This is a genomic window from Pseudomonas sp. MF6747 (assembly GCF_963890955.1).
Lineage (GTDB): Bacteria > Pseudomonadota > Gammaproteobacteria > Pseudomonadales > Pseudomonadaceae > Aquipseudomonas.
Window position 1 is genome coordinate 1 of the sequence record NZ_CAWPSZ010000018.1, and the last position, 26,184, is coordinate 26,184.

Below are 26,184 nucleotides of genomic sequence, written 5' to 3' on the forward strand. Positions count from 1 at the left end.
CGAGCGCTAGCCACGATAAGCCCGGCCACCTCAGGGGATTGCCTGTGCCGCAGAATTTAACGAGAACTTGCATGACCGACATTCCACATTTCCCGCTGTCCGCCGTGGTCGGCGCCGATGAACTGAAACTGGCGCTGTGCCTGACCGCCATCGACCCGAAAATCGGCGGCGTGCTGATCGAAGGCCCGCGCGGCATGGCCAAGTCGACGCTGGCGCGTGGTCTGGCGGACCTGCTCGCCAGCGGCCAGTTCGTCACTCTGCCGTTGGGCGCCACCGAAGAACGCCTGGTCGGCACGCTGGACCTGGACGCCGCATTGGGCGAAGGCCGCGCGCAGTTTTCCCCTGGCGTACTGGCCAAGGCCGACGGCGGTGTGCTGTACGTCGATGAAGTCAATTTGCTCGCCGATCACCTGGTGGACCTGCTGCTGGACGTCGCCGCCAGCGGCACCAACCTGATCGAGCGCGATGGCATCTCGCATCGGCATTCGGCGCGCTTCGTGCTGATCGGCACCATGAACCCGGAGGAGGGCGAGTTGCGCCCGCAACTGCTCGACCGCTTCGGCTTCAACGTGGCGTTGAGCGGGCAAACCCTGCCCGCCGAGCGTGGGCAAATCATTCGTCGGCGCCTGGATTTCGACAGCGATCCCGCCGCGTTCTGCGCCCAATGGGCCGAGCAGCAAGGCGCCTTGCGTGAGCGCTGCACGCAGGCGCGGGCGCGGCTCGCCAGCATTGAGCTGGATGACCAATCCCTGGCGCAGATCACCGAGCGCTGTTTCGCCGCCGGTGTCGACGGCCTGCGCGCGGACCTGGTGTGGTTGCGCGGCGCACGCGCCCATGCCGCCTGGCGTGGCGCGAGCGCCATCGCCGAGCAAGACATCGAAGCCGTGGCCGAGTTTGCCTTGCGCCATCGGCGGCAAGAGCAATCCCCACCGGCGAGCCCGCCCAATCAAGGCCAGGCTCCCAAACCTTCCGACTCTTCACCCGGCCAGGGCCAGTGGGGCGACATGCCCGCGCCAGCCTTGCCCACGGGCGCACGCCGGGAAGTCCCTGCCTGGCCAAAAAAGCCTTAGGCATTCGCCCTCGTCCTGACGCGGGGGCGGATGCCCGGCCCAAGGCGGGGCGACTGGACAACGGCAGGCACGGCAAGGCGCGCAGCGCAAAACACGGCACGATCAACTGGCCGGGCACCTTGCTCGGCGGGCGGCCGCACTACCGTGAGGATGTGCGCTACCACCTGCGCACCCGCGCGGCCCACGAGTTGTGGCTGGTGATCGTCGATGCCTCGGCCTCCACGCGGCGCCATGGTGCGTTGAGCGACGCCAAAGGCCTGCTGGCGCAGCTGTTCGACGATGCCTACCGCCAACGCGCGCGCATGGCATTACTCACGGCCAGCGGGCCGTCGCCCACCTGGCAAGTGCAGGGCTTGAAGGCCGCCAAAGGCTTGACCGGATGGCTGGCGCAACTCGGCGCGGGTGGCGGCACGCCGTTGCTGGCGGCGCTGTCCGAGGCGGGGCATTGGCTGCAGGCGCGACGCCAGCGTTACCCCGCCGAGCGACAGCGTCTGCTGGTGATCACCGATGGCCGGCTCAAGGATATTGCCGGTTTGCCAGCGCTCGATTGCCCGGGGCTGCTGGTGGATATCGAGCGCGGCCCGATCACACTTGGGCGAGCAGCACAGCTGGCGCTGGCGCTGAACCTGGACTATCGGCATATCGACAGTCTGTAGCGTCAATAAAACTGAACTCTGGCCGATTTCCGCTTGTCCCCGCTTCCCATGTCACCCCCCGCCTGCCAAATCCCTTAATTTTCCAAGCCTGCCGGAAGCCTCTTCAGGCTTGCGGCTGCGCCTGCTTTTTATCAGGCGCCCAGCACACCCGATCCTAACGGCAGCTGAAAACGGACTTTCTCCTTCACCGTGACTTATCAGGCAGGTTACCCCCATGCAGTTCAGCGAATTATTGGCAGCGATTTCCACCCACGCGATCCGTCTGCAACTGGAAGAAGGCGACCTGATCATCCTGGGCGACGACGAAGCGCTGGATGATGCGCTGTGGGATCAACTGATCGCGCACAAGCCGCGCTTGCTTGAGTGGGTGGCCGAGCAGGGCGGCGACTGGCTGAGCCCGGCCTACCGGATTACCCCGGACATGCTGCCGCTGGTCAGCCTCGACCAGCCGGCCATCGACCGTATCGTCGCGGCCATCCCCGGCGGCGCGGCGAATGTGCAGGACATCTACCCGCTGGCGCCGCTGCAGGAAGGCATGCTTTACCATCACCTTTCGGCGCAGCAGGGCGACCCTTACGTGCTGCACGCGCAGTTTGTGTTCGACAGCCGCGCACGCCTGAACGCCTTTGCGCAAGCGTTGCAATGGGTCATCGACCGTCACGATATCCTGCGCACCTCCATGGCGTGGGAGCGCCTCGACGAGCCGCTGCAAGTGGTGTGGCGCAAGGCAAACCTGGTGTGCGAAGAAGCGTACTTCAAGGGCGGCGACGCCCTGGCCCAATTGCTCGCGCGCTACGACGCACGCGCCTACCGCATGGACCTTGGCCAGGCGCCGCTGCTGCGCCTGGTGTTTGCCGACGACCCGGCCAACAGTCGGGTGGTGGCGATGCTGCTGTTCCACCACACCATCCTCGACCACACCGCCCTTGATGTGGTGCGCCATGAAATCCAGTTGTACCTGGCCGGCGAGCAAGCCCAGGCGGGTGCGCCGGTCGCGTTTCGCGGCTACATCGCCCAGGTGCGCCACGGCGTCAGCGAGCAGGCGCACGAGGCGTTCTTCCGCGAAATGCTGGCCGATATCGATGAGCCGACCTTGCCCTTCGGCTTGCAGGATGTGCAAGGTGATGGGCAGGGCATCGACGAGGCACGCATCCCCGTGGACAGCGCCCTCAGCCGGCGTCTGCGCAGCCTGGCGCGACCATTGGGCGTGAGCATGGCGAGCATGATGCACCTGGCATTGGCGCGTGTATTGGGCGTGGTGTCCGGTCGTGACGCGGTGGTGTTCGGCACGGTAATGCTTGGCCGTATGGGCGCCGGCGAAGGCGGTGAGCGGGCCCTGGGCATGTTCATCAATACCTTGCCGTTACGCGTGGATGTGGGCGAGCAGGGCGTGCGCGCCGGGGTCAAGGCCACCCATGCGCGTCTGACGGCTTTGCTCAACCACGAACATGCGTCCCTGGCCCTGGCTCAGCGTTGCAGTGGTGTGGCGGCGCCGTCGCCGCTGTTCAGCGCCATGCTCAATTACCGTCATAGCGCCGCTACCGATATGGCCGCTGTCATCGACGTGGCCGAAGGCATCCAGGTGCTCGGCGCCCAGGAGCGCACCAACTACCCGCTGACCGTCAACGTGGATGACCTGGGCGAAGACTTTGCACTGACGGTGATGGTCGATGCCGTCATCGGCGCACAACGTGTTGCGGCTTACCTGCACACCGCGCTGCACAGCCTGGCCGATGCGTTGGAGCAGCGACCGGATCAGCCGCTGAGCGGCCTGAACATCCTGCCTGACACCGAGCGCCACCACCTGCTGCACCGCCTCAATCAAAGCCCCGCGCACTACGCCGACACCGCCCTGATCCATCAGCAAGTCGAAACCCATGCCGCCGCCCGTCCCGAAGCCATCGCCGTGCGCTTCGACACTCAGCGCCTGACCTATCGCCAACTCAATGAACGCGCCAACCAGGTCGCCCACCGTTTGCTTGCGCAGGGTGTGCGCCCGGATGACCGCGTGGCGATCTGCGTTGAACGTGGCCCCGAGATGATCATCGGTCTGTTGGGCATCCTCAAGGCCGGCGCCGGTTATGTGCCGATTGACCCGGCCTACCCGCTGGAGCGCATCGCCTACACCCTGGCTGACAGCGAACCGCTGGCCGTGCTGGTGCAAGCCAACACCCGCCACTTGGTGGGCGAGCTGGCGCAGATCGACCTCAACAGCCTGCGCGGCGAATCCATCGTCAACCCGCGCATCTCCCTCAGCCCGGCGAACCTGGCCTACGTGATCTACACCTCAGGCTCTACCGGTCTGCCTAAAGGCGTGATGATCGAACATCGCCAGGTCGCACGGCTGTTCACCGCCACTGACCACTGGTTCGGTTTCAACCGCAATGATGTATGGGCGCTGTTCCATTCCTTCGCGTTCGATTTCTCGGTGTGGGAAATCTGGGGCGCGCTGATGCACGGCGGCCAATTGCTGATCGTGCCGCAACTGGTCAGCCGTTCGCCGGATGAGTGCTACGCGCTGATCTGCGACGCGGGCGTGAGCATTCTCAACCAGACGCCCAGCGCGTTCCGCCAGTTGATTGCGGCCCAAAGCGCCCAGTCGCACTCCTTGCGTCAGGTCATTTTCGGCGGCGAAGCCCTTGAGCCCGGCATGCTCAAGCCGTGGTACGCCCGCGCCATCAACGCCGGTACGCAACTGGTCAACATGTACGGCATCACCGAAACCACCGTGCACGTGACCTATCGCGCGCTGGAGGCCGCGGACGCGCAGTTGGTCGGGGTCAGCCCGATTGGCGTGCGCATTCCCGACCTGCAGCTGTACGTGCTGGATGAGCGTCGCGAGCCGTTGCCGTTTGGTGTGGTTGGCGAGCTGTACGTCGGCGGCGCCGGGGTGGCGCGGGGTTACCTCAACCGTGACGCGCTCAATGCCGAGCGTTTCCTGGCCGACCCGGCCACCGGCCTGCGCATGTACAAGACCGGTGACCTCGGCCGCCTGCTGCCCGACGGCAGTGTCGAGTACCTGGGCCGCAACGACGACCAGGTGAAGATCCGTGGTTTCCGTATCGAGCTGGGTGAAATCCAGGCGCGCCTGGTCACCGCCGACGGCGTGCGTGATGCGGTGGTGATTGCCCGTGAAGACGCACCGGGCGACAAACGCCTGGTGGCCTACGTGATCGCCGAACGTGAACTTGGGGCTGCCGAGCTGCGTGATCACCTGCTGCTCAGCCTGGCCGAGTACATGGTGCCCAGCGCCTTCGTACGGCTGGATCAATTCCCGCTGACCACCAACGGCAAACTCGACCGCAAGGCCTTGCCCGCACCGGACGCCGACGCGCTGGCGCGGCGTGACTATGCCGCCCCGCAAGGTGCGGTTGAAGCCGCCATCGCCAGTATCTGGCAGCAGTTGTTGAAGCTCGACAAGGTCGGCCGCGACGATAATTTCTTCGAACTCGGCGGCCACTCGCTGCTGGCGGTCAAGCTGATCGAACGCATGCGCCAAGTGGACTTGAGCTGTGATGTGCGCGTGCTGTTCGGCCAACCCACGTTGGCTGTACTGGCCGCGGCGGTGGGCGGGCAGCAGGAGGTGCAGGTGCCGGCCAACCTGATCGTCGACCCCTGCGATCGCATCACACCGGACATGCTGCCTCTGGTGGCCCTGGACCAGGCCGCTATCGATCACATCCTCGAAAGCGTGCCTGGCGGCATTGCCAACGTGCAGGACATCTACGGTCTGGCGCCGTTGCAGGCCGGCATTCTTTACCACCACCTGGCAACCACCGAGGGCGACCCCTACGTGTTGCAGGTGCAGTTGCGCTTTGCCGACCAGGCGGCGGTGGATGCGTTTATCCAGGCGCTGCACAGCGTGATTGAACGCAACGACATCCTGCGCACCGGGATTGTCTGGGAAGGCCTGGATGAACCGGTGCAGGTGGTGCTGCGTCAGGCGCCCTTGGCGGTTGAGCGCATTGACGCGCACGGCCTTGATGCCCTGGCGCTACTGCAACAACGCTTCGATCCACGCCATTATCGCCTCGACCTGTCGCGCGCTTCACTGATGCACTTTGGCTACGCCGAGCAGCAGGGCGGTTACGTCGGCATTCTGCTGCTGCACCACATCCTGCTCGACCACACCGCCTTGCAAGTGCTGGTCGAAGAAATGAGCGCCAGCCTCGCCGGCACCAGCGTGCAGCTGCCGGACGCGGTGCAGTACCGCAACTACGTGGCCCAGGCGCGCTTGGGGGTGACGCAGGCGCAACACGAAGCCTTCTTCAGCGACATGCTGGGCGATATCGACGAGCCGACGCTGGCGTTCGGTTTGCAGGACGTGAATGGCGACGGCAGCGGCATCGTCGACGCGCACGTGCCACTGGAGCCGGCGCTCAGTCACGGCCTGCGCGAACAGGCGCGACAACTTGGCGTGAGCACCGCAAGCCTGGTGCACCTGGCCTGGGCCCAGGTGTTGGCCCAGGTCTCCGGCCAGCAGGACGTGGTGTTCGGTACCGTGTTGCTGGGCCGTATGCAGGGCGGCGAAGGTGCCGACCGTGCGCTGGGGATGTTCATCAATACCTTGCCGCTGCGCGTCAGCCTCGGCGCCGTCAGTGTGCAAGCCGGCGTGCGCGCCACCCACGCGCGCCTGGCGCAGTTGCTTGGGCATGAGCATGCCTCGCTGTCGCTGGCACAGCGTTGCAGCGGCGTACCGGGTTCGTTGCCGCTGTTCAGCACGCTGCTCAATTACCGCCACAGCGCGCCGGGCGAAGCCCCGGGAGACAGCCCGTTTGCCGCGTCCGGGATCGAGATTCTCAGTTCGCAAGAACGCAGCAACTATCCGCTGGTGCTCAACGTCGATGACCTGGGCAGCGGGTTTTCCCTGACCGTGCAGGGCGTGAACAGCCTGGATGTACAGCGCGTGGGCGCCTACATGCTCACCGCGTTGAGCCATCTGGTGACCGCGCTGCAACAAGCCCCGACCACACCCTTGCAGGCCGTGTCGATCCTGCCGGCTGCCGAACGCCACCAACTGTTGGTGGCGTTCAACGCCACCGCGCGTGACTACCCGTCGCAGCTCACGGTGCACCAACTGTTCGAAGCTCAGGCGCTGGCCCGTCCCGACGCTGTGGCGGCGGTGCAGGGCGCGCTGTCGTTGAGTTATCGCGACCTCAATCGCCGTGCCAACCGCTTGGCCCACCACCTGATCAGCCAGGGCGTGCAGCCGGGCGAAAGCGTGGCGATCGCACTGCCGCGCTCGCTGGATTTACTCGTGTGCCAACTGGCGATCCTCAAGTGCGCGGCGGTGTATGTGCCGCTGGACGTCAATGCGCCGGTCGAGCGCCAGGCTTTCATGGTGCAGGACAGCGGTGCGCACCGCGTGCTCAATACCCTGGCCGACCTGAACCTGGACGCGCAGTCGCCGCGCAACCCCGACCTGGCCCAGTCGGCGCAAAGCGTGGCGTACATCATGTACACCTCCGGCTCCACCGGTGCCCCCAAAGGCGTGCAAGTGCCGCACCGCGCGATCTCGCGCCTGGTGCTGAACAACGGCTATGCCGATTTCAATGAGCGCGACCGCGTGGCATTCGCCTCTAACCCGGCCTTCGATGCCAGCACCCTCGACGTGTGGGCGCCGTTGCTCAACGGCGGTTGTGTGGTGGTGGTCGAGCATGCGGTGCTGCTGTCCCAGGCGGCGTTTGCCTCGCTGTTGCAGGAGCAAGCCGTCAGCGTGTTGTGGATGACCGCAGGCCTGTTCCATCAATACGCCGATGCGTTGCTGCCGGTGTTCCGCCAACTGCGCTACCTGATCGTCGGCGGCGATGTGCTCGACCCGCAGGTGATCGGCCGTGTGCTCCAGCACGGCAAACCCCAGCACCTGCTCAATGGCTATGGCCCAACCGAGGCCACCACGTTCTCCACCACCTTTGAAATCACCGCGCCGGGTGCGGGCAGTATCCCGATTGGTCGCCCCATCGCGAATGCCCAGGCCTACGTGCTCGACGCGCGCCAGCAACCGCTGCCGCTGGGTGTGGTTGGCGAGCTGTATATCGGCGGCGCCGGTGTGGCCAACGGGTATTTGAACCAGCCGCAATTGACGGCAGAAAAATTCATCCCCAACCCCTTCGGCGAAGGCCTGCTGTACCGCACCGGCGACCTGGCCAGCTGGCAGGCCGACGCTACCTTGCTGTACCAGGGGCGTAACGACCTGCAAGTCAAGATCCGCGGTTTTCGTATCGAGCCGGGCGAAATCGAAACCTGCCTGGCCGCGTTTCCCGGCGTAAAAGACGCAGTGGTGCTGGCCCGCGAAGACGAGCCGGGCGACAAGCGCCTGGTGGCGTATTACACCGCCCAGGCGCCCTTGGACATCCAGGCACTGCGCGCTCATCTGCAAGGCCGGTTGCCGGACTACATGGTGCCGTCGGCCTACGTGTGGCTGGCACTGTTGCCACTGACCGCCAACGGCAAGCTCGACCGCAAGGGCCTGCCCGTGCCCGATCAGAGCGCGCTGCTCAGCCGCGGTTACGAGGCGCCGGAGGGCGAGGTGGAAACCTTGCTGGCGCAGATCTGGCAGGACGTGCTCAAGCTTGAGCGTGTCGGCCGGCATGACCATTTCTTCGAGTTGGGCGGGCATTCCTTGCTGGCGGTGAGCCTGATTGAGCGCATGCGTCAGGTGGGCCTGAGCGCGGATGTGCGTGTGCTGTTCAGCCAGCCAAGCCTGGCGGCGCTGGCAGCGGCAGTCGGCAGCGGGCGTGAGGTCGAGGTGCCGGCCAATGGCATTCCAGCCGGCTGCGCCCAGATAACGCCGTCGATGCTGACCCTGGTGCAACTCGACCAGGCAGCGATCGAGCGCATCGTCGCCACGGTGCCGGGTGGCGCGGCCAATGTGCAGGATATCTACCCGCTCGCGCCGCTGCAGGAAGGTATTCTTTATCACCATATCAGCGCCGAGCAGGGCGACCCGTACCTGCTGCAGTCGCGCATGGCGTTTGACAGCCTTGAGCGTTTGCACGCCTTCATGGGCGCGCTGCAACAGGTGGCGGCCCGTCACGATATCCTGCGCACCGGCGTGGTCTGGGAAGGTCTGGACAGCCCGGTGCAAGTGGTCTGGCGCGAGGCCCGGCTGGTGGTGCAAGAGGTTGTTCTGGACCCGGCTGAGGGCGGCGTCATCGAGCAACTGCACGAACGTTTCGATGCCCGCCACTATCGCCTGGACATCACCCAGGCGCCGCTGCTGCGCATGGTCTATGCCCAGGACCCGGCGAATAATCGGGTCGCGGCAATCCTGTTGTTCCATCACCTGGCGCTCGACCATACCGCCATGGAAGTGGTCGGCCAGGAGATGCGTGCGTTCCTGTTCAACCAGGCCGAGGCACTGCCTGACGCTGCACCGTTTCGCAACTACGTGGCCCAGGCGCGCCTTGGTGTCAGCGTGGCGGAACACGAGCAGTTCTTTTGCGACATGCTCGCCGATGTCGATGAGCCGACCTTGCCCTTTGGCGTGCAGGACGTGCAGGGCGACGGCCGCGCTATCGAAGAAGCCGAACAGCCGCTGGACGCCGCGTTGGCAATGCGGGTGCGTGAACAGGCGCGGGTGCTGGGGGTGAGTGCGGCCAGCCTGATGCACCTGGCGTGGGCGCAAGTGCTGGGGCTGGTGTCCGGGCGTGAGGAGGTGGTATTCGGCACGGTGCTGATGGGGCGTATGCAGGCGGGTGAGGGCGCTGACCGTGCGTTGGGCATGTTCATCAACACCTTACCGTTGCGCGTCGATGTGGCGTGCGCTGCTGCGGCGGCCGTCAAGGCGACTCATGCCCGCTTGAGCGCGCTGCTGGGGCACGAGCATGCGTCGTTGGCCCTCGCCCAGCGTTGCAGCGGCGTACCGACGGCCGTGCCGTTGTTCAGCGCCTTGCTCAATTACCGTCACAGCACCCCCGGCGAAATGGCCCGCGATGGCCATGGCATCTGGGAAGGCGTGCAACTGCTGGGCGGTGAGGAACGCAGCAATTACCCGCTGACCCTCAGCGTCGATGACTTCGGCACAGGCTTTGGCCTGAGCGTGCTGGCACTGCCGCAGATCGGCGCCCAGCGCTTGTGTGGCTACATGCACGGCGCCGTGGAGCAGTTGGTGGCGGCGTTGGAACGCTCGGTGAGCACCCCGCTTAATCAATTGCCAGTGCTGGCGCCGGCAGAGTACGAAACCCTGCTGCGCGAATTCAACGCAACGGCCGCAGACTTCCCGACCGGGCACACCGTGCACGGCGCCTTCGAAGCCCAGGTCGAACGTCAGCCTCACGCGATTGCCGTGCAGCAGGACGGCGAAGTCCTGACCTATCAGCAGCTCAATCAACGCGCCAACCAGGTGGCCCACCACCTGTTGACACTCGGCGTGCAGCCGGACGACCGCGTCGCGATCTGCTGTCGCCGTGGCCCGCAGATGCTGGTCGGGCTGCTGGGCATTCTCAAGGCCGGCGCCGGCTACGTCCCTATCGACCCGGCTTACCCCGCCGAACGTATCGCCTACCTGTTGCAGGACAGCACGCCGGTAGCGGTCTTGGCCGAGGCAAGCACCCGTGACCTGCTGGGCACGCAGGCCACTGTCGACCTGTTCGACGAGTGCTTGCGGCACCACGCCGTCAGCAACCCGCAGCTGGCCGGCCTGACCCCGGCGCACCTGGCTTACGTGATCTACACCTCCGGCTCCACCGGCCAGCCCAAAGGCGTGATGGTCGAACACCGCACCGTGGAAAACCTGGTGCATTGGCATTGCGAGGCCTTCGGCCTGGACGCGCGCAGCCACACCAGCAGCGTCGCCGGGTTTGGCTTTGACGCGATGGCCTGGGAGGTCTGGCCGGCACTCTGTGCAGGCGCGACCTTGCACGTGCCGCCTGCGAAGGTCGGCAATGAAAACATCGACGAATTGCTCGCCTGGTGGCTGGCGCAGCCACTGGACGTCAGCTTCCTGCCCACGCCAGTGGCCGAGTACGCCTTCAGTCAGAACCTGCACCACCCGACCTTGCGCATCCTGTTGATCGGCGGTGATCGCCTGCGTCAATTCACCCAGGAGCGGCGCTTTGCGGTCATCAACAATTACGGGCCTACCGAGGCCACGGTGGTCGCCACCTCCGGCCGCGTGCGCGCCGGGCAGGCGTTGCATATCGGCCGGCCCATCGCCAATGCCAGCGTGTACGTGCTCGACGCGCAGTTGCGCCCGGTGCCGGTGGGTGTCGCCGGTGAGCTGTATGTGGGCGGCCGTGGCGTGGCGCGGGGGTATTTGAACCGCCCGCAGATGAGCGCCGAACGCTTCCTGCAGGACCCGTTCAACCCTGGGCGCATGTACCGCACCGGTGATCTGGTGCGCTGGCTGCCCGACGGCAATATCGAGTACCTGGGCCGTAACGACGACCAGGTCAAAGTGCGCGGTGTGCGCGTCGAACTCGGCGAAATCGAAAGCCGCCTGGCCGCGCTGGACGGTATCCGCGAAGCCGTGGTGCTGGTGCGCGAGGGGCGTCTGGTGGCCTGGTTCACCGAACATTGGCCGCTGGCGATTGAAACCGTGCGTGCGCAACTGCAGCAACAGCTGCCCGACGCGCTGGTGCCAGCAGCCTACGTCAGGCTCGACACGCTGCCCCTGACCGCCAACGGCAAGCTGGACCGCAAGGCCTTGCCGCAACCCGACCAAGCCGCGTTGCCGAGCCGCGATTACGCAGCGCCGGAAGGCGCGGTGGAAACCACCCTGGCGCGGATCTGGGCCGAGGTGTTGCAGGTGGAGCAAGTCGGCCGGCATGACCACTTCTTCGAATTGGGCGGCCATTCGTTGTTGGCGGTCAGCCTGATCGAACGCATGCGCCAGGTCGGCCTCAGTGCTGACGTGCGGGTGCTGTTCAGCCAGCCCACCCTTGCGGCGTTGGCCACCGCCGTGGGCAGTGGCCGCGAAGTGCAGGTGCCGGCCAACCGCATCACCGCCGGCTGCCAGCGCATCACCCCGGACATGTTGCCGTTGGTGGAACTCGACCCCTCAACCCTCGACGACGTCGTCAGCCGCGTTCCCGGCGGCGCTGCCAATGTGCAGGATATCTACCCGCTGGCGCCGTTGCAGGAGGGCATTCTCTACCACCACATCACCGCCGAGCAGGGCGACCCGTACCTGCTGCAATCGCACCTGGCGTTCGACAGCATTGAGCGCCTGAACGCCTTCGCCCAGGCGCTGCAACAGGTCATCGACCGCCATGACATCCTGCGCACCGGCGTGGTCTGGGAAGGCCTGGCGCAACCGCTGCAAGTGGTGTGGCGCAAGGCTGAACTGCCGCGTGAAGAGCTGCACCTGCAAGGTGATGTACTGGCCGGCCTGCATCAGCGTTTCGATGCGCGACGTTATCGCCTGACGCTCAGCCAGGCGCCGTTGATCAGCCTCAAGTACGCCCAGGACCCGGCCAACCAGCGTGTGGTGGTGGTGTTGCTCTATCACCACATCGCCCTCGACCACACCGCATTCGACGTGGTGCTGCGCGAAATGCAGGGCCACTTGCTTGGCCACGCCGCGCCAACAGCGGCGCCGATGCCGTACCGCAACTACGTGGCCCAGGCGCGTCTGGGCGTAAGCGAACAGGAACATGAAGCGTTCTTTCGCCAGATGCTCGGTGACGTCGATGAACCGACCTTGCCGTTCGGCTTGCAGGATGTGCGCGGCGATGGCAACGCGATCCAAGAACACCGCTTGCGCCTGGACACTGACCTCAACCGCCGGCTGCGCGCCCAGGCGCGCTTGCTGGGGGTAAGCACGGCGAGCCTGTTCCACCTGGCGTGGGGCCAGGTACTGGCGGCCACCTCGGGTCGCCACAGCGTGGTGTTCGGCACGGTGCTGGTGGGTCGCATGCAAGGCGGCGAGGGCGCCGACCGCGCGCTGGGGGTGTTCATCAATACCTTGCCGCTGCGCCTGGACATCGACGCACAAGGTGCGCGCGCTGCGGTGCGGGCCACCCATGCACGGCTTACCGCGCTGCTGGGGCACGAACACGCGTCGCTGGCGCTGGCCCAGCGCTGCAGCGGCGTAGCAGCCCCGGCGCCGTTGTTCAGCTCAATGCTCAACTACCGCCATCGCGGCGCCGCCACGCGGTCGGCCGAGGCGCAGCAGGCCTGGGAAGGCATGCAGACGCTGGTCAACGACGGGCGCACCAACTACCCGCTGACCCTGAACGTGGATGACCTGGGCGATGGTTATGACGTCACCGCGCTGGCGCAAATCGACGCGCAACGCGTGTGCGCTTACATGCAGACCGCTTTGTCAGGGCTGGTTGAAGCCCTCGAGCAGGCGCCGCATCAACCGCTCAATCGTCTGCCGATTGTGGGCAGTGAGGAACGGCAAAAACTGCTGGTGGAATTCAACGCCACCGACGTCAACTACAACCTCGACCAAACCCTGCACGGCCTGTTCGAAGCCCAGGTCGAGCGCACGCCGCAGGCCGTGGCGGTCAAGTCCGGCGATCAGCAACTGACCTACAGCGCGCTCAACGAGCGCGCCAACCGCCTGGCCCATCACTTGCTTGAAAGGGGCGTGCAGCCGGATTCGCGCGTAGGCATCTGCGTGGAGCGCGGCCTGGACATGGTCATCGGCCTGTTTGCGATCCTCAAGGCCGGCGGCGGCTATGTGCCGTTGGACCCGGCCTATCCTCGCGAGCGCCTGGCCTACATGCTGCAAGACAGCGCGCCGGTGGTGGTGCTCGCGCAAGACACCACCCGCGTGTTGCTGGGTGAGGTGCCGGTGATCAACCTGGACCACGCCGCCTGGCAGCACCAACCCGCTGGCAACCCCCACGTGCCGGGCCTTACCGCCCGGCACCAGGCCTATGTGATCTACACGTCCGGCTCCACCGGCCAGCCAAAAGGCGTGATCAACGAGCACGCCGGGGTGGTCAACCGCCTGCTGTGGATGCAGGACGCATACGGTCTCAAGGCCAGTGATAGCGTGCTGCAGAAAACCCCGTTCAGCTTCGACGTGTCGGTGTGGGAGTTCTTCTGGCCGCTGTTCACCGGCGCACGCCTGGTCATGGCGCGCCCGGGTGGCCATAAAGAGCCTGAGTACCTGTGCGAAGTGATCGAGGCCGAACAGATCACCACGCTGCATTTTGTGCCCTCGATGCTTGATGTGTTCCTGGCCCACGGCGATGTCAGCCAGGCGGCCGGCCTGGTGCGGGTAATGTGCAGCGGCGAAGCCTTGCCGGGCAGCCTGGTGCGGCGCTTCAAGCAGCAACTGCCGGGCATCGGCCTGTACAACCTGTACGGCCCCACCGAAGCGGCCGTGGACGTGACCGCCTGGAACTGCGCGCGTCCCGAGGTGCCGGACAACACGCCGATCGGCAAACCGATTGCCAACACGCGCATGTACCTGCTGGATCCGCAATTGCAGCCGGTGCCGTTGGGCGTGGTCGGCGAGCTGTTTATCGGCGGCGTGCAAGTGGCGCGTGGCTACTTGAATCGCCCCGAGCTGACTGCCGAACGCTTCCTCAAGGACCCCTTCACCCATGGGCGCCTGTACCGCACCGGCGACGTTGGCCGCTACTTGCCCGACGGCAATATCGAGTACCTGGGCCGCAACGATGACCAGGTGAAAATCCGCGGCCTGCGCATCGAGCTGGGGGAAATCCAGGCGCGACTGCTCGAACATGCGCAGGTCAACGAGGCTGCGGTGGTGGCCCGCGAAGACCGGCTGGTCGCTTACTACACCGGCGTACCCACCGACATCGAGCAACTGCGCGCGCACCTGCTGCAGCACCTGCCGGACTTCATGGTGCCCGCGCTGTTCATGCACCTTGACGCGCTGCCGCTGAGCCCCAACGGCAAGCTCGACCGCAAGGCCTTGCCTGCGCCGGGCATGGACGCGCTGATCGTGCGCGAGTACGCGGCGCCAGAGGGTGATACCGAGATCCTCCTGGCCAGGCTGTGGGCCGAGTTGCTCAACGTCGAGCGGGTCGGGCGCCATGACAACTTCTTTGAACTGGGCGGGCACTCGCTGCTGGCCGTGAGCTTGATCGGACGCCTGCGCCAGGAAGGCCTGGAAGCCGATGTGCGGGCGTTGTTCGAACAGCCGACGCTGGCCGGCTACGCCGCCATAACCGAACGAATGGAGATCGTCCTGTGAGCATTTCTGAGCTGTTGGCGACGCTGAAAACCAAGGATGTGCAACTGGCGCTCAAGGGCGAACAGTTGTCGGTGCAGGGCAATAAACAGGCGCTGAGCGACCCGGCGATTCTTGCCGCGTTGCGCGAGTACAAGCCGGCGTTGATCGAGTTGATCAAGGCCGGTGAGTATTCGCCGACCAAGGCCGGTGAAGTGACGGTGCCGGCCAATGGCATCCCGGCGGGCGCCGAGCGCATCACGCCGGCCATGCTGACCCTGTCGACCCTGAGCCAGGACGAGATCGACCGCATCGTCGCCACAGTTGATGGCGGCGTGGCGAATATCCAGGATATCTACCCGCTGGCGCCGTTGCAGGAAGGCATTCTGTTCCATCATGTCAGCGCCGAGCAGGGCGACCCGTACGTGATGCAGTCGCAGTTTGCGTTCGACAGCCTGGCGCGTTTTGAGGCCTTCGCCCACGCCCTGCAAAGCGTGATGAACCGCCACGACATCCTGCGCACCGGCGTGGTCTGGGACGGGTTGCAGGAACCGTCGCAAGTGGTCTGGCGCCAGGCGCAACTGCCGGTGCAGGTGTTGGCGCTGGACCCGGCTGACGGCGATATCGCCGCGCAGTTGCACGCGTTGTTCGATGCCCGCCACTATCGCCTCGACGTGACTAAGGCGCCGCTGCTGCGCCTGGTGCGTGCCGAAGATCCGGCCAATCAGCGCATCGTCGCCACCTTGCTGTTTCACCACATGGCCCTCGACCACAGCGCCCTGGAAGTGGTGTGCCATGAAATGCAGGCGTGCCTGCTGGGGCAGGGCGCAGCGCTGGGCCAGGCGGTGCCGTTTCGCAACTATGTGGCGCAGGCGCGGTTGGGGATCAGCGAGCAGGAGCACGAAAGCTTCTTCCGCCAGATGCTCGGCGACATCAGCGAGCCGACCTTGCCATTTGGCCTGCAAGACGTGCAAGGCGATGCCCGCGGGATTGCCGAAGTCAGCCTGCCGCTGGCAGCACAGCTGGGCCAGCGCCTGCGTGCGCAGGCCCGGCAACTGGGGGTGAGCGCCGCCAGCCTGTTCCATATGGGCTGGGCACAGGTGCTGGGTGTACTGGCCGGTAAAGAGCACGTGGTGTTTGGCACCGTATTGATGGGCCGCATGCAGGGCAGCCATGACACCGATCGGGCACTGGGCATTTTCATCAACACGCTGCCGTTTCGCGTGGACGTGGGCGCCGAGGACGTGCGCGCCGGGGTCAAGGCCACCCACGCGCGGCTGACCACCTTGCTGCGCCACGAACACGCCGCGTTGGCCCTGGCCCAGCGCTGCAGCGGCGTGGTCGCGCCGACGCCGCTGTTCAGCGCGTTGCTCAATTACCGCCACAGTGCCCCGGCCGCCAGCGCCGCTGCCGTGTCGGCCTGGCAAGGTATCGCGGCGCTCAGCGCCGAAGAACGCACCAACTACCCGCTGACCCTGAGCGTGGATGACCTCGGCGAAGGCTTTGCCTTGAGCTTGCTCGCCAGCACCCAGGTGGACCCGCAGCGCGTCTGCGCCTACCTGCAAACCGCGCTGGAAAACCTCGTGACTGCGCTGGAGCAGGCGCCACAGACACCGCTCAATCAAGTCTCGGTCGTGCCCGCCGCCGAACAACAACAAGTGCTGGAGCAGTTCAACGCGACCCACGCCGACTTCCCTCAAGGCACCACGTTGCACGGGCGTATCGAAGCTCAGGCGGCCTGCACGCCCGAGGCCATCGCCGCCGTGCAGCAAGGCCGCCAACTGACCTACGCCGAGCTGAACCAGCAAGCCAACCTGTTGGCCCATCACCTGCTGGCGCTGGGGGTCAAGCCCGACGACCGCGTGGCGATCGTCGCCCGCCGTGGCCTGGATACCCTGGCCGGGTTGCTGGCGATCCTCAAGGCCGGCGCCTGCTATGTGCCGGTGGACCCGTCCCACCCGGCCGAGCGCCTCAATTATTTGCTCACCGACAGCGCGCCGGTGGCGGTGCTGACGCAGCAGGGGCTGCTGGACCGACTGCCCGCGCTGCCAGTGCCGGTGATCAACCTGGACCGCTTTACCTGGCAGCATCATTCGGCGAGCAACCCCACGGTCGATGTCACGCCCTCCAACCTCGCCTATGTGATCTACACCTCCGGTTCCACTGGCCTGCCCAAAGGCGTGATGGTCGAACACCACACCGTGGCCAACCTGGTGGACTGGCATTGCCGCGCCTTTGACCTATGTGCCGGGCGCCACACCGCCAGTGTCGCCGGTTTCGGCTTTGATGCGATGGCCTGGGAAGTGTGGCCGGCGCTGTGTGTCGGCGCGACCCTGCACCTGCCGCCGGCCCATGACGGCACCGAAGACATCGACGCCTTGCTCGCGTGGTGGTGCGCGCAGCCGTTGGACGTGTGCTTTTTGCCCACGCCGGTGGCCGAGTACGCCTTCAGCCAACAGATCGAACACCCGACCTTGCGCACCTTGCTGATCGGCGGTGATCGCCTGCGCCAGTTCGCGCGGACCCAGCGTTTTGAGTTGATCAATAACTACGGGCCTACCGAGGCCACGGTGGTCGCCACGTCCGGCAAGGTGGAGACGGGCCGGCCGCTGCATATCGGCAAGCCTGTTGCGAATGCCACGGTGTACTTGCTGGATGAGCAGCAACGGCCGGTGCCGCTGGGGGTTGCCGGCGAGCTGTACGTGGGCGGCAAAGGCGTAGCGCGCGGTTACCTGAACCGCCCTGAGCTGACGGCCGAGCGCTTCGTGCAAGACCCGTTCAACGCTGGGCGCATGTACCGCACCGGCGACCTGGCGCGCTGGCTGCCGGACGGCAATCTCGAGTACCTGGGGCGTAACGACGACCAGGTGAAGATCCGTGGCGTGCGCATTGAACTGGGCGAGATCGAAACCCAGCTCAACCAATTGCCGGGTATTCAGGAAGCGGTGGTGCTGGTCCGTGAGGACCGGCTGGTGGCGTATTTCACTGAAAACCCGTCGTTCGCGCCGTTGGCGGTTGGCAATATCCGCGCCCATCTGGTGGCGCAGCTGCCGGACTACATGGTCCCGGTTGCCTACGTGAAGCTCGAGGCATTGCCGCTCACCGCCAACGGCAAACTCGACCGCAAGGCCTTGCCCGCGCCGGACATGGCTGCGGTGTTTACCCGCGAGTACGAGGCGCCCTAGGGCGAGATCGAAAGCGTGCTGGCGCAGATCTGGGCCGATGTACTGCACGTGGCGCGCGTCGGGCGTCGCGACCATTTCTTTGAATTGGGCGGGCATTCGTTGCTGGCAATGCGCATGGTTTCCCAGGTGCGCCAGCGTCTGGGTGTCGAGCTGATCCTTGGCGACCTGTTTGCCAATGCCGAGCTGGCGGCGGTCGCCGAAGTCCTGGCCCAATCGGGGCGCAGCACGTTGCCGGATATTCTCCCGGCCAGCCGCGATGAACCCGTGCCACTGTCGTTCGCCCAGCAGCGCCTGTGGTTTCTGGCACTGATGGAAGGCGCCAACACCGCCTATAACATCCCCATCGGCCTGCGCCTGCGTGGGCAGTTGCATGTCGAGGCGCTGCAACGGGCGCTGGCGCGGATTGTGGCGCGCCACGAAACCCTGCGCAGCCGCTTTGCTCAACACGGCGACGACGCCCAGGTGCTGATTGTGCCGGCCGAAGACGTGCTGCCGCTGCAAGTGCAGGACCTGCGCCGCCACCCGCAACCCCAGCAGGCGCTGGATGCCTTGATTCACGGCGAAGCCTCGGCGCCATTCGACCTGGAGCGCGGCCCGCTGCTGCGCGGGCGGCTGGTGGTGATGGCCGACGATCACCATGTGCTGTTGCTGACTTTGCACCACATCGTCTCCGACGGTTGGTCGATGGGCGTGCTGACCCGCGAGCTGATGGCGCTGTACCAAGCCTTCAGTCACGGCCTGCCCGACCCGTTGCCCCCGCTGGCGATCCAGTACGCTGACTTCGCCGTGTGGCAACGCCTGTGGCTGAGCGGCGACGTGCTGCAGCGCCAGAGCAGCTATTGGCAGCAGGCGCTGGCAGGCGCGCCAGCCTTGCTGACGTTGCCCACCGACCGCCCGCGCCCGGCGCAGCAGGATTACGCCGGCAGCAGCGTCGAAGTGCGCCTGGATGAACGCCTCACCGCCGGGCTCAAGGCCTTGAGCCAACGCCACGGCACCACGCTGTACATGACCTTGATGAGTGCCTGGGCCTCGCTGCTGGCGCGGCTGTCCGGGCAACACGATCTGGTGATCGGTTCGCCGGTGGCCAACCGCACGCGCAGCGAGGTTGAAGGGCTGATCGGCCTGTTCGTCAACACGCTGGCAGTGCGCATCGACACCTCGGGCGAGTTGAGCACCGAGGCGCTGCTGGCGCGGGTCAAGGCATTGACGCTGGAAGCCCAGGCCCATCAGGACCTGCCGTTCGAACAGGTGGTGGAAATCACCCGGCCGCCGCGCAGCCTGGCCCACAGCCCGTTGTTCCAAACCCTGTTGACCTGGCAGGACAGCAGCGCACCGACCCTCGCATTGGGCGACCTGGCTCTGGAAGGCATCGTCGAAAACAGCCACTTTGCCAAATTCGACCTGTCGCTGAACCTTGGCGAAGTGCAGGGCAGCATTCTTGGCGCGCTGGAATATGCGGTGGCGCTGTTTGATGAGTCGACCGTGCAGCGTTACGTCGGCTACTTCACCCGCGTGTTGCAGGCGATGGTCGAAAACGACCAGGCGGTGCTTGAGCATGCGTCGCTGGTCGATGAGCGTGAGCGTCAGCACCTGCTGTTTGATTTCAACGCCACCGAGGTCAATTACAACCTCGACCAGACCCTGCACGGGATGTTCGAGGCGCAGGTCAAGCGCACCCCGGACGCGATTGCAGTCAAGGCCGGCGAACGGCAGCTGACTTATGCCGAGTTGAATGGGCAGGCCAATCAGTTGGCCCATCACTTGCTGGCGCTGGGTGTGCAGCCGGATTCGCGCGTGGCCATTTGCGTGGAGCGCAGCCTGGAAATGGTCGTGGGCCTGTACGCCATCCTCAAGGCGGGCGCCGCGTATGTGCCATTGGACCCGGCCTACCCGCTGGAGCGTATTGCCTACATGCTGCAGGACAGCGCGCCGGCAGTGGTGTTGGCTCAAGGCTCTACGCGTGAGTTGCTGGGTGCGGTGCCGGTGGTCGATCTGGACCACCCTTGCTGGCAGCACCAGCCGCTGGATAACCCGAAGGCAGTGGGCGTGACGGCGTATGTGATCTACACCTCCGGTTCAACCGGCCAGCCCAAGGGCGTGATCAACGAACACGCCGGGGTGGTCAACCGCCTGCTGTGGATGCAGGACGAATATGGCCTCAAGGCGCAGGACTCGGTGCTGCAGAAAACCCCGTTCAGCTTCGACGTGTCGGTGTGGGAATTCTTCTGGCCGCTGTTGACGGGCGCACGGTTGGTGATGGCGCACCCTGGCGGGCATAAAGAGCCTGAGTACCTGTGCGATGTGATCGAGGCTGAGCAGATCACCACGCTGCACTTTGTGCCGTCGATGCTGGATGTGTTCCTGGCCCATGGCGATGTGCGCCAGGCGGCGGGGCTGGTGCGTGTGATGTGCAGCGGCGAAGCTCTGCCGGGCAGCCTGGTGCGGCGCTTCAAGCAGCAGTTGCCGGGCAGTGAATTGCATAACCTGTATGGCCCGACCGAAGCGGCGGTGGATGTCACGGCGTGGAATTGCGCGGGCGCAGTGACGCCGGACAACACGCCAATCGGCAAACCCATTGCCAACACGCGCATGTACCTGCTCGACAGCCAGTTGCAGCCGGTGCCGTTGGGGGTGGTCGGCGAGTTGTTCATCGGTGGCGTGCAAGTGGCGCGTGGTTATCTGAATCGGCCTGAGCTGACGGCCGAGCGCTTCCTGAATGATCCCTTTACCCGCGGACGCATGTACCGCACCGGTGACGTCGGGCGCTACTTGCCGGACGGTAATATCGAATATTTGGGCCGCAATGATGACCAAGTGAAGATCCGCGGTTTACGCATCGAGCTGGGCGAGATCCAGGCCCGCCTGACCGAGTATCCGTCGATCAATGAAGCGGCCGTCATCGCCCGCGAGCAACGCCTGGTGGCTTACTACACCGGTGCGCACTGCGAAATCGACGTGCTGCGCAGCCATCTGCTGCACCATTTGCCGGAGTTTATGGTGCCGGCGATTTTCGTCCATCTCGACGCCTTGCCACTGAGCCCCAACGGCAAGCTCGACCGCAAAGCCTTGCCGGAGCCAGGCCTGGAGTCGGTGGTGGTGCGCGAGTACGAGGCGCCCCAGGGTGATACCGAAATTGCCCTGGCCAGCCTGTGGGCCGAGCTGCTCAACGTGGAGCGTGTGGGCCGTCACGACAACTTCTTCGAGTTGGGCGGGCACTCGTTGCTGGCCGTAAGCCTGATGGGGCGCATGCGCCGCCTCGGGTTGTCGGCGGATGTGAAGGTGCTGTTTGGCCAGCCGACCTTGTCGGCCTTGGCGGCGGCGCTGGGCAGCGGGCGTGAAGTGGCGGTGCCGGCCAATGGCATCGCACCCGGCTGCACGCACATTACGCCGGACATGCTGCCCCTGATCCAGCTGGATCAGCCGGCCATCGAGCGCATTGTCGCCCGCATCCCCGGCGGGGCGGCCAATGTGCAGGACATCTACCCGCTGGCGCCGTTGCAGGCCGGCATTCTCTATCACCACCGCGCCGTACTCGAAGGCGATGCGTACCTGCAGCAGGCGCAGTTTGCGTTCGACAGCCGGGTGCGCTTGCAGGCTTTTGCCCAGGCGTTGCAGGCGGTGATCCAGCGGCATGATGTGCTGCGTTCCTCATTCCATTGGGATGGCCTTCATGAACCGGTGCAGGTGGTTTGGCGCGAAGCCTCGTTAAGCGTCGAAACAGGGCCGTTGCCGTCGCGTCTCGACCTGGCTCAAGCGCCGCTGATGCGCCTGGTTTACGTGCAGGAACCGCAGCGCGTGGTGGCGACCTTGCTGTTTCATCACCTGGTGATGGACCACATCGCGCTGGACATCCTGCAGCACGAAATGCAGGCGTTTCTGTTGGGTCGCGACGCGGCGTTGGGCGCTGCAGTGCCGTACCGCAATTACGTGGCCCAGACCCGTTTGGCGGTTAACGATCACGAGGCGTTTTTCCGCGACATGCTCGCTGAGATCGACGAGCCCACCGAGGTCGAAAACCTGGGTGTCGATGAAAAGGCGCATCTGACCATCGACCCTCAGTTGAGCCAGCGCCTGCGCACCCAGGCCCGTCAAGCGGGCGTGAGCGCCGCCAGCCTGATGCACCTGGCCTGGGCCCATGTGCTGGGCAAGGTCAGCGGGCGCGAGCGTGTGGTGTTCGGTACCGTGATGCTCGGCCGTCTGCAGGGCGGCGAAGGCGCCGAGCGCGCCATGGGCGTGTTTATCAACACCTTGCCGCTGCGGGTCGATCTGGGTGAGCACTCGGTGCGTACGGCGTTGCGTGCGACTCATGCTCGCCTGACCCAACTGCTCGGCCATGAGCACGCGCCGCTGGCGCTGGCCCAGCGTTGCAGCGCAGTGCCGGTGGCGACGCCGCTGTTCAGCGTGCTGTTCAACTACCGCCACAGCGCGGCGCAAACCGGCGGCGTGGCGCAGGCCTGGCAGGGCATCGAGTTGCTCAAGGCCGAGGAACACACCACTTACGGGCTGTCAGTGAGTGTCGATGACCTCGGCGACGGGTTCAGCGTGCATGCCATGGGGCGGGGTGCCCGACGTTTGTGTGGCTACCTGCACCAGGCACTCGAACACGTGGCGCATGCGCTGGAGCACAACCTTGAAATCGCCATCAGCCGCCTGCCGATACTGCCCAGCGCCGAACGCCAACAGCTGGCGGTGTTCAACGCCACCGCGCGTGCATTCCCCCGCGAGCACACGGTACAGCGCCTGTTCGAAGCCCAGGCGCAGGCGCGGCCTGACGCGGTGGCGGCGTTGCATGGCGAGCAGGCAGTGAGCTACGGCCAATTGAACACCCGCGCCAATCGCCTGGCCCATCACCTGCTGAGCCTGGGCGTGCGTCCCGCCGATAACGTGGCGATCCTGCTGCCGCGCTCGCTCGATCTGCTGGTCAGCCAACTGGCGGTTCTCAAATGCGCGGCAGCCTATGTGCCGCTGGATATCCACGCGCCGGCCGAGCGCCAGGGCTTTATGCTGCAGGACAGCGGCGCGAGCTGGCTGCTGACCCGCAGCGACGCGTCCATCGATTACGCCGCCCGGCGTCTGGACCTGGACACCCTGACTCTTGACCCGCAACCGAGCCACAACCCGGACCTGTCACAAGCCTCGGACAGTGTGGCGTACATCATGTACACCTCCGGCTCCACGGGTACGCCCAAGGGCGTGTTGGTGCCGCATCGCGGTATCACGCGGCTGGTGCTCAACAACGGCTACGCCGACTTCAATGCGGCGGACCGCATTGCCTTCGCCTCCAACCCGGCGTTCGACGCCAGCACCATGGACGTGTGGGGCGCGTTGCTCAACGGCGGGCAGGTGCAGGTGATCGACCGCGCGACTTTGCTCGACCCGGCCGCGTTCGGCAGTGCGCTGCACGGCGCGACTGTGCTGTTCGTCACCACGGCGCTGTTCAACCAGTACGTGCAGCTGATTCCGCGAGCGCTGGCCGGCTTGCGCATGTTGCTCTGCGGCGGCGAGCGCGCCGACCCGGCGGCGTTCCGCAGCCTGTTGGCGCAGGCGCCAGGGCTGCGTTTGGTGCATTGCTACGGGCCGACGGAAACCACCACCTATGCCACCACCCATGAAGTGCAGGCGATTGCCGATGACGCCGACAGCGTGCCCGTCGGCCGGCCGATTTCCAACACGCATATTCACGTGCTGGATGCCTGGTTGCAGCCGGTGCCGGTGGGGGTGACCGGTGAGATCTGCATCGGCGGCGATGGCGTGGCCAGGGGGTATTTGAACCGCCCTGAGTTGACCGCTGAAAAGTTTGTCGACGACCCCTTCAACGCCGGTGCCTTGATGTACCGCACCGGTGACCTTGGTCGCTGGACCCAGGAGGGTTTGCTGGAATGCATCGGACGCAATGACGACCAGGTGAAAATCCGTGGTTTTCGCATTGAGCTGGGTGAGATCGAAGCGCGCCTGGCGACCTTTGCAGGTATTCAGGACGTGGTGGTGCTGGCGCGTGAGGACGTGCCGGGTGACAAGCGCCTGGCGGCTTACTTCACCTGGGCTGATGCACCTGTTGACCTCGACAGCGTGCGGGCGCACCTGCAAGGCCAGCTGCCGGACTACATGCTGCCATCGGCCTATGTACCGCTGGCGCATTTGCCACTGACGGCCAATGGCAAGATCGACCGCAAAGCCTTGCCGGTTCCGGCGCTGGACGCGTTGAATCGCCGTGATTTCGAAGCGCCTGGCGATGCGCTGGAACAGCAACTGGCCAACCTGTGGGCCGAAGTCTTGAAGCTGGAGCAGGTTGGGCGACATGACAGCTTCTTCGAGCTGGGCGGGCATTCGTTGCTGGCAATCCGGCTAGTCAACCTGATGGAAGAGGCCGGGTTGCAGGTGTCCCTGGCCGAGCTGTTCCAGCATGCCAGCGTGGCTGGCGTCGCGGCGATGCTGCAACAGCGCACGCAGGCGCCGGCGCGCGAGACGTCGGTGATTACCGTGCGCAGCAGCGGTTCGCAGCCGCCGCTGTTTCTGCTGCATGAGTTCAGTGGCATGGACGTGTACTTCCCGGCGCTGGGCCAACACCTGCCCGGCGACTATCCCATTTATGGCCTGCCGGGCGCGGCGCTTGGCGAAGCGCATCTGAACACCATGGAAGGCCTGGCCGCGCGCCTGGTCGGGTTGATTCGGGGCATCCAGCCCCACGGGCCCTATCGGCTCGCGGGCTGGTCGTTTGGCGGCGTGCTGGCCTATGAAGTGGCGATGCAATTACTCGGGCTGGATGAGGCGGTGGCCTTCCTCGGCTTGATCGACAGCTATGTGCCGCGCATGACCGATCAGGGCAAGGCGCGCTGGAGCGGGCCGGATGCGCTCAAACGGCATTTGTTGCTGCAGTGCACGGCGTATTGGAAAGCACAGGGAGGTGTGGATGAGCTGGCGAGCCTTGAATACTTGGAGGCGGGCATTGGACAGCTGGACTTTGCGGGTCTGCTGCAACGCTGTCGCGATCAAGGTTTGCTATACGCGCAAATGGCAGCGGCTGCGGACGCGGACCTCTTGAGTTTTATCGAACGGGAGGTCGGGCATGGGCATGCGCTGGCGCATTACAGCCTGTTCCCGTTGCCGGTCGCGGTGCATTTGTTCAGCGCGCAAGAGCGGCCCACCGAGTTGTCGCGGCGCAGTGTTTCGCTGGGGTGGGAGGATGCGTTGGCGCCTGGGCAGTTGCGCCGGGTGGAGGTGCCAGGCGATCACCAGAGCATGATGCAGGCGCCGCATATTCAGGCGCTGGGGCGGGCGATGAGCGAGGCGTTGGCCGTGTGTTCGCCGGTGGCGCAGGGGGCGCATCAACCGCTGCTGCGCATTCAGAGTGGGCGGGCAGGGTATGCGCCGGTGTTCTGCGTGCCGGGTGCGGGCGATAGCGTCACCGGGTATGTGGGGTTGAGCGAAGCGCTGGGGCGTGACTGGCCGCTGTTCGGCTTGCAGCCGCGCGGGCTCGATGGCCAGGCGGTGCCGCATAGCCAGGTCGAAGCGGCGGCGCAGTGTTATCTGGCGGCGCTTGCACAGGAGTGTCCGCAAGGGCCGGTGCACTTGGTGGGGCACTCGTTTGGTGGCTGGATCGCGTTGGAGATGGCGCTGCGGTTGCAGGCAATGGGCCGTGAGGTGGCGTCGTTGACGGTGATTGACAGCGAAGCGCCGGGCGGCGCCGGGCGCCCTTACACCACCACGGCGGCGATGTTGCGATTGATCGAGGCGATGCAGCTGGCCGCCGGCAAGTCGTTGGGTATCGACCGTGTGGACTTTGCCGGGCGTGATGAAGTGGCGCAGCGGCAATGGCTGCATGCGGCAATGGTGGGCGTTGGACTGTTGCCGGGGCGCTCTGCGGTGGATGCCATGGACGGACCGGCGCGCACTTATGCCGCGGCGTTGCGCACGGTGTATCAGCCGCATCAGCGTTACAACGGGGTGGTACGGTTGGTGTTGGCTGAGGACCCTTCGCTGGATGCGGCGGGCAATCAGCGCGAACAGAGCCTGATGATTGAGGGGTGGCGACGGCAGGGCAGCGGGCTGGAAGTTTGGTATGGGCCGGGGAACCACTTTACGTTGCTTAAAACGCCGAATGTTCAGGGGTTGGCGCGGTGGTGGCTTGAGGGTGTGGTGATTGGGGAGGTGGTGTCGTGAGCGGCATACACCGATCT

At 65.6% G+C, this 26,184-nt stretch carries 3 protein-coding genes and 1 pseudogene; all 4 read left to right on the plus strand.

Features of this window, described 5'->3' with window-relative positions; translation table 11 throughout:
* Positions 1 to 71: 71 nt before the first annotated feature.
* On the plus strand, positions 72 to 1,070 hold the full coding sequence (locus AACW30_RS17645; RefSeq protein WP_200625513.1) for an ATP-binding protein: 999 nt from the start codon (positions 72 to 74) through the stop codon (positions 1,068 to 1,070).
* Positions 1,071 to 1,123: 53 nt separating this feature from the next.
* Positions 1,124 to 1,726 (plus strand): vWA domain-containing protein, encoded by a 603-nt coding sequence (locus AACW30_RS17650; protein ID WP_234452745.1) that lies wholly within the window; start codon positions 1,124 to 1,126, stop codon positions 1,724 to 1,726.
* 214 nt (positions 1,727 to 1,940) lie between these two features.
* Positions 1,941 to 14,846, plus strand: coding sequence for a non-ribosomal peptide synthetase (locus AACW30_RS17655; RefSeq protein WP_200625515.1), 12,906 nt, complete (start codon positions 1,941 to 1,943; stop codon positions 14,844 to 14,846).
* Positions 14,843 to 26,167 (plus strand): annotated as a pseudogene (locus tag AACW30_RS17660) (amino acid adenylation domain-containing protein). Before AACW30_RS17655 ends, AACW30_RS17660 begins: the two are co-directional and overlap by 4 nt.
* Positions 26,168 to 26,184: the final 17 nt, after the last annotated feature.